Raw genomic sequence first — 13,320 nt, 5'->3', positions numbered from 1 at the left:
ACGTCCCGGCCCGGCCCCGTTCCACCGGCTCACCCAGCCGTCACCCGGTCCGGGGCGAGGCGGTGGGCCGGGTCCCTGACCTCGCCCACCAGCATCTCCAGGACATCCTCAAGGGCCACCAGACCGAGGACCCGGCCCGAGGCGTCCACCACCTGGGCCAGATGGGTGGCGGCCCGGCGCATCACGGTGAGGGCGTCGTCGAGGGGCAGTTCGGCGCGGACCGTCGCCATCGGGCGCCACAGCCGCTGGGGCACCGCCCGCTCCCGCTCCTCCAGATCCAGGACGTCCTTCACGTGCACGAAGCCCATGAAGGTGCCCCGGGCCTCGGCGCACACCGGGAACCGGGAGTACCCGGTGCGCACGGTCAGCTCCTCGATCTCGCGCGGGGTGACCGTCGGCGCCACCGTCACCAGGGAGGCGGGGGCGATGAGCACCTCCGTCACCGGGCGCGTCCCCAGGACGAGGGCGTCCTCAAGGCGCTCCTGCTCGGCCGGGTCGAGCAGGCCCGCCTGGCCCGCGTCCTCGACGAGCCGGCCGAGCTGGACGCTGGTGAAGACCGCCTCCACCTCGTCCTTCGGCTCGACCTTGAACAGGCGCAGGACCAGCCGGGCGCAGGCCCCGAGGGCGGCCGTCACCGGCCGGCAGAGCCGGGCGAAGCCGACCAGACCGGGGGCGAGCCAGAGCGCGGTCCGCTCCGGCGCCGCCATCGCCAGGTTCTTCGGGACCATCTCGCCGATGACGAGATGGAGGAAGACGACGGCGGCGAGGGCGATGACGTAGCCCAGCGGATGGATCAGCGCGTCCGGGACCCCGACCCCGTGGAAGACCGGTTCGAGGAGCCGGGCCACGGTCGGCTCGGCGACCGCGCCGAGGGTCAGCGAGCAGACGGTGATGCCGAACTGCGCCGCCGCCATCATCTGCGGCAGGTGTTCGAGGCCGTACAGGACCTGCTGGGCGCGGGTCCCGCCGAGCGGTTCGATCTGGCTGCGGCGGACGGAGACGAGCGCGAACTCGGCGCCGACGAAGAAGCCGTTGGCCAGGACGAGGAGGACGGCGAACAGAAGCGGAAGGGTGCTCATCGAGCCGCCTCCGCCGCCACCGGGACCGAGGGCGCGGCCCCGTGGGGCTCCTGCTCCGGGCCCGTCCTGACGATCCGTACCCGCTCGGCGCGGTAGCGGTCGACCTGGCGCACCGAGAGGCGCCAGCCGGGGAGTTCGGCCCGGTCCCCGGGGGCGGGGATGCGCCCGAGGAGGTCGGCGACGAGCCCGGCGACGGTCTCGTAGGGCCCGTCGGGCACGTCGAGGCCTATCCGGCGCAGGATGTGGACCCGGCAGGAGCCGTCGGCGTCCCAGGCGGGGCGGCCGTCCTCGGCGGGTGCGGCGGCCAGCTCGGGGCGGCCGTCGGCGGGGGTGTCGTGCTCGTCGCGGACCTCGCCGACGAGTTCCTCGACGATGTCCTCCAGGGTGACGACTCCGGCCGTGCCGCCGTACTCGTCGACGACCACCGCGATGGGCTGTTCCCTGCGCAGCCGTTCCAGGAGGGCCTGGGCGGGCAGCGACTCGGGGACGAGCAGCGGGGGGACGGCGATCCGGCCGACGGCGGTGCGCAGCCGGGCGTGCGGGGCGACGGCGAGCGCGTCCTTGAGGTGGACCATGCCGACGATCTCGTCGATGCGCTCCCGGTAGACGGGGAAGCGCGAGAGGCCGGTGGCGCGGGTGAGGTTGAGGACGTCGGCGGCGGTGGCGTGCCACTGGAGGGCGCTGACCTTCACGCGCGGGGTCATGACCTGCTCGGCGGTGAGACCGCCGAGGGACAGGGTCCGTACGAAGAGATCGGCGGTGTCCTGTTCGAGGGCGCCTGCCTCGGCCGAGTGGCGGGCCAGGGAGACCAGCTCGCCGGGGGTGCGGACCGAGTCCAGTTCCTCGGTGGGTTCGACGCCGAGGAGTCGGACCAGCCGGTTCGCGACCTGGTTGAGCAGCGAGATCACCGGTCGGAAGGCGGCAGAGAAGCGGCGCTGCGGGGTGGCGACGAAGCGGGCGACCTGGAGCGGCCGGGAGACCGCCCAGTTCTTCGGGACGAGTTCGCCGACGACCATCTGGACGGCGGAGGCGAGCAGCATGCCGATGACCACGGCGATCCCGGAGACGCCCTTGTCGGGCAGTCCGGTGGCCTGGAGGGGGCCGCGCAGCAGTCCGGCGAGCGCGGGCTCGGCGAGCATGCCGACGACGAGGGAGGTGATCGTGATGCCGAGCTGGGTGCCGGAGAGCTGGAAGGACAGCTCGCGCAGGGCGGTGACGACGGTGCGGGCGCGCCGGTCACCGGCGGCCGCGGCCCGTTCGGCTTCGGCGCGCTCGACGGTCACGAGACCGAATTCGGCGGCCACGAAGAAGCCGTTGGCGAGGATGAGGAGGAAGGCCGCGAGGAGCAGCAGAAGGGAGATGATCATGCCGCCGCCTCCTGGGAGGGGGCGGCGCGGGTACTACCGGACGATCCGTCCATTGCCGGAGGGAGTCACTCCTCGGGTCGAAGGATGGCCTCGCGGGCCGCGGCAGCGGCCCTGCGCACGCGAGGCGGTGGTGCGCTGGGCACCACCGCCTCCAGAGTAGTCAAGCGAAGGCCCCCGCGGGCAGGGGGTCCGCCCCGGATGGGGGACGGATCAGGGGTCTCCCGTACGGTCCCGGGGCTCGTCCCCCGGAGGGGAGAGCCCTTGGTCCGGACCGTTCAGGCGCTCTCGGTGCCCGTCCCCCGGCTCTCCGCCAGGGCCCGCAGGGCGCGGGCGTCGCGGATGGCCGACTCCTTCGCGATGCCCGGCTGGATGCCGAGGGCGGGGAGGCTGGTGCCGTCGCTCAGGTCGAGGAAGACCCAGGGGTCGCCGGGGCGCAGGTTGACCTTGAGGATCTCCGCCCAGGCGAGCCGCCGGGTCCGGGTGATGTTGACGACCGTGACGCCCTGGTCGTCGGCGACGACCTTGGGCCGGCTCAGCAGGACCAGGACTCCGGCGAGCAGTGCGGCGGTGAAGACGAAGCTGGCGCGCTCCCCCGGGCCGAGCCGCTCCAGCATCAGCGCCACGGCGGTGATCACGACGAACATCGCCGCCCCCATGGTCAGCAGGATCGCCCGGGTGCGCCCGGGACGGAAGGTGACCGGCAGGGCGGGCGCGGACGGCTGGGACATCAGGGTTTCCTCGGTGCCTCGGGGGTGCTTTCCGTGCCGTCAGAGGCGGCAGGCGTGGATGGCGGTGGTGAGGATGGCGCGGGCGCCGATCTCGTACAGGTCGTCCATGATCCGCTGCGCCTCCTTGGCGGGGACCATCGCGCGGACTGCGACCCAGCCCTCGTTGTGCAGCGGGGAGACGGTCGGCGACTCCAGGCCCGGGGTGAGGGCGACGGCCTGCTCCAGGTGCTCGGCGCGGCAGTCGTAGTCCATCATCACGTACGAGCGGGCGACGAGGACGCCCTGGAGGCGGCGGAGGAACTGCTGGACCTGCGGGTGTTCCGTGTCGGCGCCCTGGCGGCGGACGACGACCGCCTCGGAGGTGAGGATCGGCTCGCCGATGACTTCGAGGCCCGCGTTGCGCAGGCTGGTGCCGGTCTCGACGACGTCCGCGATGACCTGGGCCACACCGAGCTGGATGGCGGTCTCGACGGCGCCGTCCAGGTGGACGACGGAGGCGTCGATGCCCTGGTCGGCGAGGTGCTTGGCGACGATGCCCTCGTAGGAGGTGGCGATCGCCATGCCGCCGAAGTCGGCGGGGCCGTTGGCGGTGCCGGGGCGGGTGGCGTACCGGAAGGTGGAGCGGCCGAAGTTCAGCGCGAGGATCTCCTCCGCGCTGGCGCCGGAGTCCAGGAGCAGGTCACGGCCGGTGATGCCGATGTCCAGCTTCCCGGAGGCCACGTAGATCGCGATGTCCTTGGGGCGCAGGTAGAAGAACTCGACCTCGTTGTCGGGGTCGATGACCACCAGCTCCTTGGACTCCTTGCGCTGGCGGTAGCCGGCCTCATGGAGCATTGCCGACGCAGGTCCGGAGAGGGAACCCTTGTTGGGAACGGCGATGCGCAGCATGGGGTGAGCTTCCTTTGCCTGGAACGGGAGAGGGGAGTCGGAAAAACGTGTGCTCAGAGGTGGGCGTAGACGTCGTCGAGCGAGATCCCGCGGGCGACCATCATCACCTGGACGTGGTACAGCAGCTGCGAGATCTCCTCGGCGGCGGCTTCCTTGCCCTCGTACTCGGCGGCCATCCAGACTTCGGCGGCCTCTTCGACGACCTTCTTGCCGATGGCATGGACGCCCTTGCCCACCAGTTCCGCGGTGCGCGAGGTGGCCGGGTCGCCGGTCTCCGCCTTGAGCTTCAGCTCGGTGAAAAGCTCTTCGAAGGTTTTGTTCGCCATGATGGTCCTAAGAGTACGGGGTGCGAGGATGCGTGCGCGCAGTGCCTCGGCCGAGCCGGGGCGGCCGGGTGGGGCCCCGGTCCGGGGCGGGACTCAGCGCCAGGGTTCGCTGATCGTGCGCAGGACGGTCGCGGTGGCGACGGCCGCGGTGACGGCTTCGTGTCCCTTGTCCTCGGCGGAGCCTTCGAGACCGGCCCGGTCGAGGGCCTGTTCCTCGGTGTCGACGGTGAGGACGCCGAATCCGACGGGTACGCCGGTGTCGACGGAGACCTGGGTGAGGCCCTGGGTGACGCCCTGGCACACGTACTCGAAGTGCGGGGTTCCGCCTCGGACGACCACGCCGAGCGCCACGATGGCATCGTAGCCGCGCCCGGCGAGGGTCTTCGCCACGACCGGGAGTTCGAAGCTGCCGGGGACGCGGAGCAGGGTGGGCTCGTCGATGCCGAGTTCGCTCAGGGCGCGCAGGGCGCCGTCGAGCAGTCCGTCCATGATCTTCTCGTGCCACTGTGCCGCGATGACCGCGACCCGGAGGTCGCCGCAGTTCTTCACGCTGAGGACGGGTGCGCCCTTGCCGCTCATGTCTCTCCTAGCCGGTTGGTACGGGGGTGGTTACTGGTTGCCGCAGGTAGCGGCCGGGGTGCCGGTCAGCCAGGGCAGGTCGTGTCCCATCCGGTCCCGCTTGGTGGTGAGGTACCGGACGTTGTGCTCGCCGGCGGTGACCGGCATGGGGACGCGGCTGCGGACGGTGAGGCCGTGCCGGGTGAGCGCGTCGGTCTTGTCGGGGTTGTTGGTCATCAGGCGCAGGCTGCGGACGCCGAGGTCGGCGAGGATCCGCGCGCCGGCCGCGTAGTCGCGGGCGTCGGCGGGCAGCCCGAGTTCCAGGTTGGCGTCGAGGGTGTCGCGGCCGCGCTCCTGGAGTTCGTAGGCGCGGAGTTTGGAGAGGAGGCCGATGCCCCGGCCCTCGTGGCCCCTGAGGTAGACGACGACGCCTCGGCCGGCCTCGGTGACGCGGTCGAGGGAGGTCTGGAGCTGGGGGCCGCAGTCGCAGCGCAGCGAGTGGAAGATGTCGCCGGTCAGGCACTCGGAGTGGAGGCGGACGAGGACGTCCTCGCCGTCGCCGATCTCGCCGTGGACGAGGGCGACGTGCTCGACGCCGTCCACGGTGGAGCGGTAGCCGTAGGCGGTGAAGTCGCCGTGCGCGGTGGGCAGGCTGACCTCGGCCTCGCGGCGGACGGTGGGCTCGGCGGAGCGGCGGTAGGCGATCAGGTCCTCGATGGAGATGATCGTGAGGCCGTGCTTGCGGGCGAAGGGGACCAGTTCGGGCAGGCGCAGCATGACGCCGTCCTCGCCGGCGATCTCGACGATCGCACCGGCCGGTCGGAGGCCCGCGAGGCGGGCGAGGTCGACGGCGGCCTCGGTGTGCCCGTCGCGGGTGAGGACGCCGCCGGGCCTGGCGCGGAGCGGGAAGACATGGCCGGGGCGGACGAAGTCGGCGGGTTCGTGGCCGCCGCTCGCCAGCATCCGCAGGGTGGTGGCGCGGTCGGCGGCGGAGATGCCGGTGGTGACGCCGTGGGCGGGGGCCGCGTCGACGGAGACGGTGAAGGCCGTGCGCATCGACTCGGTGTTGTGCTCGACCATCTGCGGGAGCCGGAGGCGGTCCAGTTCCTCCGCTTCCATGGGGGCGCAGATCAGGCCGCGGCACTCGCTCATCATGAAGGCGACGATCTCGGGGGTGGCCTTCTCGGCGGCGATGACGAGGTCGCCCTCGTTCTCGCGGTCCTCGTCGTCGACGACGATGACGGGGCGGCCCGCCGCGATGTCGCGGATGGCCTGTTCGACCGGGTCGAGGGCGAGGTCGGCGGCGTCCCAGCGGGGGGCCGCGGGGGTCTCGGGGGCGTCGGTGAGGCCGGGGGACGGCTGGCGGCTCATGCGTGGGCTCCCTTCAGGGCCGGGGTGCGCGTCCTGAGCCACCAGTCGCGCATGCCCCAGACGACCAGGGCGAAGTAGACGACGTAGACGAGTCCGGAGAAGGCGAGGCCGCTGTTGAAGGCGAGCGGGACGCCGACGAGGTCGACGAGGAGCCAGGCGAACCAGAACTCGATGAGGCCGCGGGCCTGGGCGATCATCGCGACGAGGGTGCCGACGAAGATGTACGCGTCCGCCCAGGGGCTCCAGGAGAGCGACGGGTAGAGGCTGAAGAGGCCGCCGACGGCGAGGGTGCCGAGGGCCGCGCCGCCGACGAGCAGGCCGCGTTCCTTCCAGGTGGCGAAGCGGACGGCGATGGAGCCGTCCTGGGCCTGCTGCCTGCCCCGGTTCCACTGCCACCAGCCCCAGGCGGCGACGCCGATGACGAGGAGCTGCTTGCCGACGCCGCCGGAGAGGTGGGCGGAGGCATAGGCGCCGACGAGGATCAGTCCGGAGAGCAGCTGGGCGGGCCAGGTGAGGATGGAGCGGCGCCAGCCGAGCGCGAGGGCGATCAGACCGATGGTGTTGCCGATCATGTCGGACCACAGGATGTGCTGGTCGAAGACGGTGAACGCCTCGGAGTTGAGCCAGTTCACTTGACGTCCTCCCGGGCGTTCGGGCCGAGCAGCCGCTCGACGTACTTGGCGATGACGTCGACTTCGAGGTTGACCGGGGCGCCGGGCTGCTTGATGCCGAGCGTGGTCAGGTCGAGCGTGGTGGGGATGAGGCTGATGGTGAACCAGTCGTCGCCGACCCCGACGACGGTGAGGCTGACGCCGTCGACCGTGATCGAGCCCTTCTCGACGACGTACCGGGAGAGGTGGGCGGGGAGACCGACCTTGACGAGTTCCCAGTGCTCGGAGGGGGTGCGCTCCAGGATCGTGCCGGTGCCGTCCACGTGGCCCTGGACGATGTGGCCGCCGAGCCGGTCGCCGACGGCCATGGGGCGCTCCAGGTTGACGCGGGAGCCGGTCTCCAGGGCGCCGAGGCTGGACCTGTTGAGGGTCTCGGCCATGACGTCGGCGGTGAACTGTCCCTCGCCGTGTTCGACGACGGTGAGGCAGACGCCGTTGACGGCGATGGAGTCCCCGTGCCGGGCGCCCTCGGTGACGAGGGGGCCACGCAGCCGGAAGCGGGAGGCGTCCGTCAGCTGCTCGACGGCGACGACCTCGCCCAGCTCTTCGACGATTCCGGTGAACACGGTCAGGCTCCCTTGGGGGTGGTGGCGGGCCGCGGGGTGGCGGTGACGCGGAGGTCGGGCCCTATGTGGACGGTCTCGGTGATGTCGAGCCGCAACGCTTCGGCGATGGTCCCGATTCCCGCTTCGGCGAGGGCGGCGGGCCCCGCGCCGAGGAGGACCGGGGCGAGGTAGCCGACGACCTGGTCGACGGCGCCCGCGGCGAGGAAGGCGCCCGCGAGGGTGGGGCCGCCTTCGAGGAGGACGGAGCGGACGCCCCGGGTGTGGAGGGCGTCCAGGAGGGCGGGGACGGAGAGGCCGCGTCCGGCCCTGGGGAGGCGGACGACGTCGGGGAGGCCGGTCTCGGCGTCCTCGGCGACCGCGATCAGGGTGGGGGCGGTGTCGTCGAGGACGCGGGAGCCGGGGCGTACGGCGCGGCCCTCGGTGTCGACGACGACGCGGAGCGGCTGTACGGCTCCCTCGATGCCCCGGACGGCCAGGTGCGGGTCGTCGGCGCGGGCGGTGCCGGAGCCGACGACGACGGCGTCGGACTCGGCGCGCAGCCGGTGCACGTCGGCGCGGGACTCGGGGGAGCTGATCCAGCGGGAGGTGCCGTCGGCGGCGGCTGTCCGGCCGTCGAGGGTGGCGGCGTACTTCCAGCGGACGAAGGGGCGGCCCCGGCGGACGGAGGTGAGCCAGGCGATGTTGACCGCTTCGGCCTCGGTCTCCAGGAGGCCGCGCTCCACGGTGAGGCCGGCCGCACGCAGCGTGTCGGCGCCCCCGGTGGCCTGCGGGTTCGGGTCGCCGACCGCGTAGACGACCCGGCTGATCCCGGCCTCGATCAGGGCCTGGGCGCAGGGGCCGGTGCGGCCGGTGTGGTTGCAGGGTTCGAGGGTGACGTAGGCGGTGCCGCCCCGGGCGAGGACTCCGGCCTCGCGCAGGGCGTGGACCTCGGCGTGGGGGCCGCCGGCGCGGCGGTGGTATCCCTCGCCGACCGGGTGGCCTGAGGCGTCGGTGACGACGCAGCCGACGACCGGGTTGGGGCTGGTGGCGCCGAGACCGCGTGCGGCGAGTTCGACGGCGCGTCGCATGGCGGTGGTTTCGGCTTGCTGGGCCACCGGGTCCTCCTGCCTCTTCGGGCGCGGACTCCGGGGCCTGTCGATGACGACAGAGAGCGGGAACGACTCCTGGGTACGGGGGTGCGCGAAGGCCGCGTCCCGCGGGCACGCCGGATCGTGGACGACACGGCGACCAGCGGACGTACGGCCGATGCGCCCCCGTGAAGAGGGGTCACCCGCCGCGCACTGCCTCCCATCCGGACTTTCACCGTCGGTCCAGGAATCTCACCTGGTCAACCGGCCGCTGGCTGCGGACGGGTCGCGGACTATAACCGCCGGTTCGGAATTACACCGACCCCGGAGTGCGCTGCTGCTGATACAGGGCCAGTGTGCCACGCCCCACAAGGGGCGATGAGGCCCGTTCCCTGTGGGCTGCCTCACACGATCTCATGGAACTCTTCTTTGGTCCAGACCTATTGACGCACTGGTCTAGTCCTCTTAATGTCCGTGTCACCTCCGAGGTAACGGTCCGACGGCGTGCGCACTCCACGGACCCAACACGACACACCCCCTTGCTCGTTGCCCGACTCCCCCCATGCCCCGCAGGCGGCGGGGAGACCCCCACCCCAGGAGGACCCGATCGTGTTGTCCCCCACTGCGAAAAGAGCCTCGCTGCTCGCGTCCGGCGCGGCCGTCGCCGGCCTGCTGCTCAGCTCCCTCTCCGGCGGCGTCTCGTACGCGGCCGACAACGAGTCCTGTCGCCCCGACGGGCTCTACAAGACCCCCGGCGTCGACGTCCCTTACTGCTCGGTCTACGACACCGAGGGCCGCGAGAAGATGGGCGCCGACCACCAGCGCCGCGTCATCGGCTACTTCACCGGCTGGCGTACCGGCAAGAACGGCCAGCCCGCCTACCTGGCCAAGGACATCCCGTGGGAGAAGATCACCCACATCAACTACGCCTTCGCCCACGTCGGCGGTGACAACAAGCTCTCGGTCGGCTCCGACAGCGCGGACAACGCCGCCACCGGGATGACCTGGCCCGGTGTGGCGGGTGCCGAGATGGACCCGGCGCTCCCCTACAAGGGGCACTTCAACCTGCTCAACAAGTTCAAGAAGCAGCACCCCAACGTGAAGACGCTGATCTCGGTCGGCGGCTGGGCCGAGACCGGCGGCTACTTCGCGGACAACGGTGACCGGGTCGACTCGGGCGGCTTCTACTCGATGGCCACCAAGGCCGACGGTTCGGTCAACCAGGCCGGGATCGACACCTTCGCCACCTCGGCCGTCGACTTCATCCGGAAGTACGGGTTCAACGGCGTCGACATCGACTACGAGTACCCGACGACCATGAAGGACGCCGGAAACCCGCTCGACTGGCAGCTCGCCAACGCGCGCCGCGCCGGTCTCGTGCAGGGCTACGCGGCCCTCATGAAGTCGCTGCGCGAGAAGCTGGACACGGCGGGCGCCGCCGACGGCAAGCACTACATGCTGACCGTCGCCGCCCCCTCCTCCGGCTACCTGCTGCGGGGCATGGAGACGTTCCAGGTGCAGAAGTACCTGGACTACGTCAACATCATGTCCTACGACCTGCACGGCGCCTGGAACGAGTACGTCGGCCCCAACGCCTCGCTCTTCGACGACGGCAAGGACGCCGAGCTGGCCTCCGCCAACGTCTACGGCTCGGCGCAGTACGGCAACATCGGGTACCTCAACACCGACTGGGCGTACCACTACTTCCGCGGCTCCATGCCGGCCGGCCGCATCAACATCGGCCTGCCCTACTACACCCGCGGTCACAAGAACGTGCAGGGCGGCACCGACGGCCTCTGGGGCAAGGCCACCGCGGCCACCTGCCCGGCCGGCGCGGGTCTGACCAAGTGCGGTGACGGCGCCGAGGGCATCGACAACCTCTGGCACGACAAGGACACCGCGGGCAAGGAGTCGCCCGCCGGCTCCAACCCGATGTGGCACGCCAAGAACCTTGAGAAGGGGATCGTCGGCGACTACGTCACGCAGTACGGCTTCCCGGCCAACACCACCCTGACCGGCACCTACGCCCGCAAGTACGACTCGACCCTGGTCGCGCCGTGGCTGTGGAACGCGCAGAAGAAGGTCTTCCTCTCCACCGAGGACGAGCAGTCGGTGGGCGCCAAGGCCGACTACGTGGTCAACAAGGGCATCGGCGGCACGATGGTCTGGGAGATGGCCGGCGACTACGGCTGGAACGCGGCCAAGGGCCAGTACGAGATGGGCTCCACGCTCACCTCGCTGATGTACGACAAGTTCAAGGCGGCCACCCCGTACGGCGCCAAGAAGTCGAACGCCGCGCTGCCGACCAAGGCCGTGAAGATCGACACCCAGTTCACCGAGTTCAAGCTGGGCGACTCGAACTACCCGATCACGCCGAAGATCAAGATCACCAACAACACGGCGACCGCGCTCCCCGGCGGCACCGAGTTCCAGTTCGACTACGGCACGTCGGCTCCGGCCAACGCCTCCGACCAGTCGGGCTTCGGCACCAAGGTGATCAGCAGCGACCACACGGGCGGCAACGTGGGCGGTCTGAAGGGCGACTTCCACCGCGTCTCCCTGAAGCTCCCGGCCTGGCAGTCGCTGGCCCCGGGTGCCACGATCGACCTGGCGTTCAACTACTACCTGCCGGTGTCCACCCCCTCCAACTGGACGGTGAACATCAACGGCACGACGTACGCCCTCGCCGGTGACCTGGCGCGCGGCACGACGGTGGTGGAGCCCGGCCCCACGACGCCGACGACCCCGCCGACCACTCCCCCGACCACTCCGCCCACGACCCCGCCGACCACTCCCCCGACCACGCCGCCGACGACGCCGCCCACGGGCTGCGCCTCGACCCCGGCGTACACGGCGGGCACGGTCTACAACGCGGGCACCGAGGTCTCCCACAAGGGCCACAAGTACAAGGCCCAGTGGTGGACCCAGAACGAGGAGCCGGGCACGACCGGTGACTGGGGTGTCTGGAAGGACCTCGGCGCCTGCTGACGCCCCCTGCTGAACCCCCGGCGGCGGAATCTCACGGCCCTTGCCGTCGCCGGGCCCCTGCCGCGCCGCGCTTCCCTGTCCGGGGCGCGGCGCGGTGGCGTTTCCCCCCCGGCACGGCGCGGCGAAGCCGGAGGACACCTGGCGGGCCCGCCACCGAGGCCCGGCCGCCGTGACCATCCCACGCGCCCCGCCAGGCACTCTCACCCCGGCAGGCTCTCTCGGCACAGCAAGCCCTCCCGCACCGGCAAGCCCTCCCGCACCGGCAAGCCCTCCCGCACCGGCAGGCACTCCCGCCGCGATGGGCCCTCCAGTCCCAAAAGGCCCGCCGCCCGGACATCGTCCCCGGCACCCCGGGCGCGGCCCGGTGCGTGCGGTGGCTGAGCGCCTACGGGAACAGCTCCTCCTGTGCCGCGTCCCTGGCCCTCAGGACCGCGCCCCGCAGGACGGCGGCGTCGCCCAGGGTCGTGGGGCGGACCTCCGTGCGGAGGGGCGAGAGGGCGGCGAGTTCCGCCTCCACGCGGGCGGCCAGTTCCGTGCCGCCCGCGTGGCCGGTCTCCCCGGCGAGGACCAGACAGCCCGGGTCGACGACGGAGACCACCGCCGCCGCGCCGACCGCCAGGCGGTGGGCCAGGGCGTCGAGGAAGGGTCCGTGGCCCGAGGCCAGTGCCTCGGCCGGGTCGAGGCCGTGGGCGACGGCCAGGGTGTCGACCGCCGCCGCGCAGGCCAGTTCGTGGAAACCGCCGTCGCAGCCGGTCGCCGAGGGCAGTCCCGAGGTGCCGGGCACCGGCAGGAATCCGATCTCTCCCGCGCCGCCCGAGGCCCCCCGGCGCAGGCGCCCGCCGAGGACGACGGCGGCGCCGACCCCCTGGCCGAGCCAGAGCAGGACGAAGTCCTCCCGGCCCCTCGCCGCGCCCTCGCGCAGCTCGGCGACGGCCGCGAGGTTGGTCTCGTTCTCGACGAGGACCCGGGCGGACAGCGCGCGATCGCGGTCGGGCCCGCCCGTCGGCGTACGCCCTTGTCCGTCGGCCCCCGGGGTCCGCCCGTGGCCGTCGGCAGCCGGCACGTGCCCGTTCCCGTGCGCCCCCCGGGCCGTCAGCCGTTCCTGGAGGACGCGTACGAGCCGTCGGTGCCAGGCCGGGAGGCCGGAGGAGTCGCGGAGTTCGCCGGTGGCCGGGTCGATGAGGCCGGGAGCGCCGACGGCCACGCTGTGCAGCCGGTCGGCGCCCGCCTCCTCGACGGTCCGTTCCAGGAGGGCGACCGCCTTCTCCACGGCGGCTCCTGTGCCGTGGTCGTCGCCGACGGGGACGGACGCCTCGGCGAGGGTGGTGCCGAGCAGGTCGGCGACGGTGACGGAGACCGAGCGGGTGCGGACGTCGAGGGCCGCGAGATGGGCCCGGTCGGCGACGAGCCCGTACAGCCGGGCGTTGGGGCCGCGCCGCTCGGCGCCGGACTCGCCGACGACATGGACGAGCCCGGAGCACTGGAGCCGTTCGACGAGATCGGCGACGGTGGGGCGGGAGAGCCCGGTGAGGATCTTGAGCTGACTGGCCGTCAACGGGCCTTCGTCCTGGAGCAATCGCAGGGCGAACCGGTCGTTGATGGCCCGTGCGGTGCTCGGGGATGCGGCCATGCGGCGATCCTCTCAGAAGTGCCGGGGCACCGGTCTCCACCCCGCGTCTATTTATCAGGCAGGGTCCCTGATAGTTTACGC

General features: G+C 72.1%; 12 protein-coding genes and 1 riboswitch. Of the genes, 1 reads left to right on the top strand and 11 read right to left on the bottom strand.

What is annotated here, in order from left to right; translation table 11 throughout:
- Nucleotides 1-29: 29 nt before the first annotated feature.
- The 10 genes from BU197_RS24405 to ribD all read right to left on the bottom strand — a co-directional run bounded on the left by BU197_RS24405 (nt 30) and on the right by ribD (nt 8,621).
- Complete coding sequence (locus tag BU197_RS24405) at nt 30-1,079, bottom strand: hemolysin family protein (protein WP_188270462.1); 1,050 nt, start codon at nt 1,077-1,079, stop codon at nt 30-32.
- Nucleotides 1,076-2,446 carry a hemolysin family protein gene (locus BU197_RS24400; RefSeq protein WP_188270461.1) on the bottom strand — a complete coding sequence of 457 codons (1,371 nt, stop codon included), beginning with the start codon at nt 2,444-2,446 and terminating at the stop codon, nt 1,076-1,078. Before BU197_RS24400 ends, BU197_RS24405 begins: the two co-directional genes overlap by 4 nt.
- Nucleotides 2,447-2,721: 275 nt before the next feature.
- Nucleotides 2,722-3,174: a PH domain-containing protein gene (locus BU197_RS24395; protein ID WP_188270460.1), complete on the bottom strand. Its 453-nt coding sequence runs from the start codon at nt 3,172-3,174 to the stop codon at nt 2,722-2,724.
- A 39-nt stretch (nt 3,175-3,213) separates the two neighbouring features.
- On the bottom strand, nt 3,214-4,062 hold the full coding sequence (gene hisG, locus BU197_RS24390; protein ID WP_188270459.1) for an ATP phosphoribosyltransferase: 849 nt from the start codon (nt 4,060-4,062) through the stop codon (nt 3,214-3,216).
- A gap of 53 nt (nt 4,063-4,115) precedes the next feature.
- Entirely contained in the window at nt 4,116-4,388 is a 273-nt protein-coding gene (locus BU197_RS24385) for a phosphoribosyl-ATP diphosphatase (RefSeq protein ID WP_128977406.1), read from the bottom strand.
- Between the two features lie 93 nt (nt 4,389-4,481).
- On the bottom strand, nt 4,482-4,967 hold the full coding sequence (gene ribH / locus BU197_RS24380) for a 6,7-dimethyl-8-ribityllumazine synthase (protein ID WP_188270458.1): 486 nt from the start codon (nt 4,965-4,967) through the stop codon (nt 4,482-4,484).
- A gap of 30 nt (nt 4,968-4,997) precedes the next feature.
- The gene (locus BU197_RS24375) at nt 4,998-6,317 is read right to left on the bottom strand and encodes a bifunctional 3,4-dihydroxy-2-butanone-4-phosphate synthase/GTP cyclohydrolase II (RefSeq protein WP_188270457.1); all 1,320 of its coding nucleotides are present in this window, start codon (nt 6,315-6,317) and stop codon (nt 4,998-5,000) included.
- The gene (locus BU197_RS24370) at nt 6,314-6,889 is read right to left on the bottom strand and encodes a nicotinamide riboside transporter PnuC (protein ID WP_223183689.1); all 576 of its coding nucleotides are present in this window, start codon (nt 6,887-6,889) and stop codon (nt 6,314-6,316) included. Before BU197_RS24370 ends, BU197_RS24375 begins: the two co-directional genes overlap by 4 nt.
- Nucleotides 6,890-6,945: 56 nt before the next feature.
- On the bottom strand, nt 6,946-7,554 hold the full coding sequence (locus BU197_RS24365) for a riboflavin synthase (protein WP_188270455.1): 609 nt from the start codon (nt 7,552-7,554) through the stop codon (nt 6,946-6,948).
- Between the two features lie 2 nt (nt 7,555-7,556).
- Nucleotides 7,557-8,621 carry a bifunctional diaminohydroxyphosphoribosylaminopyrimidine deaminase/5-amino-6-(5-phosphoribosylamino)uracil reductase RibD gene (ribD, locus tag BU197_RS24360; RefSeq protein ID WP_223183687.1) on the bottom strand — a complete coding sequence of 355 codons (1,065 nt, stop codon included), beginning with the start codon at nt 8,619-8,621 and terminating at the stop codon, nt 7,557-7,559.
- Between the two features lie 206 nt (nt 8,622-8,827).
- A riboswitch (FMN riboswitch) is annotated at nt 8,828-8,958 on the bottom strand.
- A gap of 272 nt (nt 8,959-9,230) precedes the next feature.
- Here ribD and BU197_RS24355 point away from each other — a divergent pair.
- The gene (locus BU197_RS24355) at nt 9,231-11,609 is read left to right on the top strand and encodes a chitinase C-terminal domain-containing protein (protein WP_188270453.1); all 2,379 of its coding nucleotides are present in this window, start codon (nt 9,231-9,233) and stop codon (nt 11,607-11,609) included.
- 385 nt (nt 11,610-11,994) lie between these two features.
- On the opposite strand, the gene BU197_RS24350 is transcribed toward BU197_RS24355, so the two are convergent.
- Nucleotides 11,995-13,239: an ROK family transcriptional regulator gene (locus BU197_RS24350; RefSeq protein WP_188270452.1), complete on the bottom strand. Its 1,245-nt coding sequence runs from the start codon at nt 13,237-13,239 to the stop codon at nt 11,995-11,997.
- Between the last annotated feature and the right edge of the window lie 81 nt (nt 13,240-13,320).

This window comes from Streptomyces sp. CBMA291, assembly GCF_014596525.1.
Lineage (GTDB): Bacteria > Actinomycetota > Actinomycetes > Streptomycetales > Streptomycetaceae > Streptomyces.
This window is presented reverse-complemented; position numbering and strand designations above follow the sequence as displayed.

Excerpts from the sequence above, each read along its gene's own strand:
- BU197_RS24400 (WP_188270461.1), bottom strand. The coding sequence starts at position 2,446 with ATGATCATCTCCCTTCTGCTGCTCCTCGCGGCCTTCCTCCTCATCCTC.
- ribH (WP_188270458.1), bottom strand. The coding sequence starts at position 4,967 with ATGAGCGGCAAGGGCGCACCCGTCCTCAGCGTGAAGAACTGCGGCGAC.
- BU197_RS24385 (WP_128977406.1), bottom strand. The coding sequence starts at position 4,388 with ATGGCGAACAAAACCTTCGAAGAGCTTTTCACCGAGCTGAAGCTCAAG.
- BU197_RS24405 (WP_188270462.1), bottom strand. The coding sequence starts at position 1,079 with ATGAGCACCCTTCCGCTTCTGTTCGCCGTCCTCCTCGTCCTGGCCAAC.
- hisG (WP_188270459.1), bottom strand. The coding sequence starts at position 4,062 with ATGCTGCGCATCGCCGTTCCCAACAAGGGTTCCCTCTCCGGACCTGCG.
- BU197_RS24395 (WP_188270460.1), bottom strand. The coding sequence starts at position 3,174 with ATGTCCCAGCCGTCCGCGCCCGCCCTGCCGGTCACCTTCCGTCCCGGG.
- BU197_RS24370 (WP_223183689.1), bottom strand. The coding sequence starts at position 6,889 with ATGATCGGCAACACCATCGGTCTGATCGCCCTCGCGCTCGGCTGGCGC.
- ribD (WP_223183687.1), bottom strand. The coding sequence starts at position 8,621 with ATGCGACGCGCCGTCGAACTCGCCGCACGCGGTCTCGGCGCCACCAGC.
- BU197_RS24375 (WP_188270457.1), bottom strand. The coding sequence starts at position 6,317 with ATGAGCCGCCAGCCGTCCCCCGGCCTCACCGACGCCCCCGAGACCCCC.
- BU197_RS24350 (WP_188270452.1), bottom strand. The coding sequence starts at position 13,239 with ATGGCCGCATCCCCGAGCACCGCACGGGCCATCAACGACCGGTTCGCC.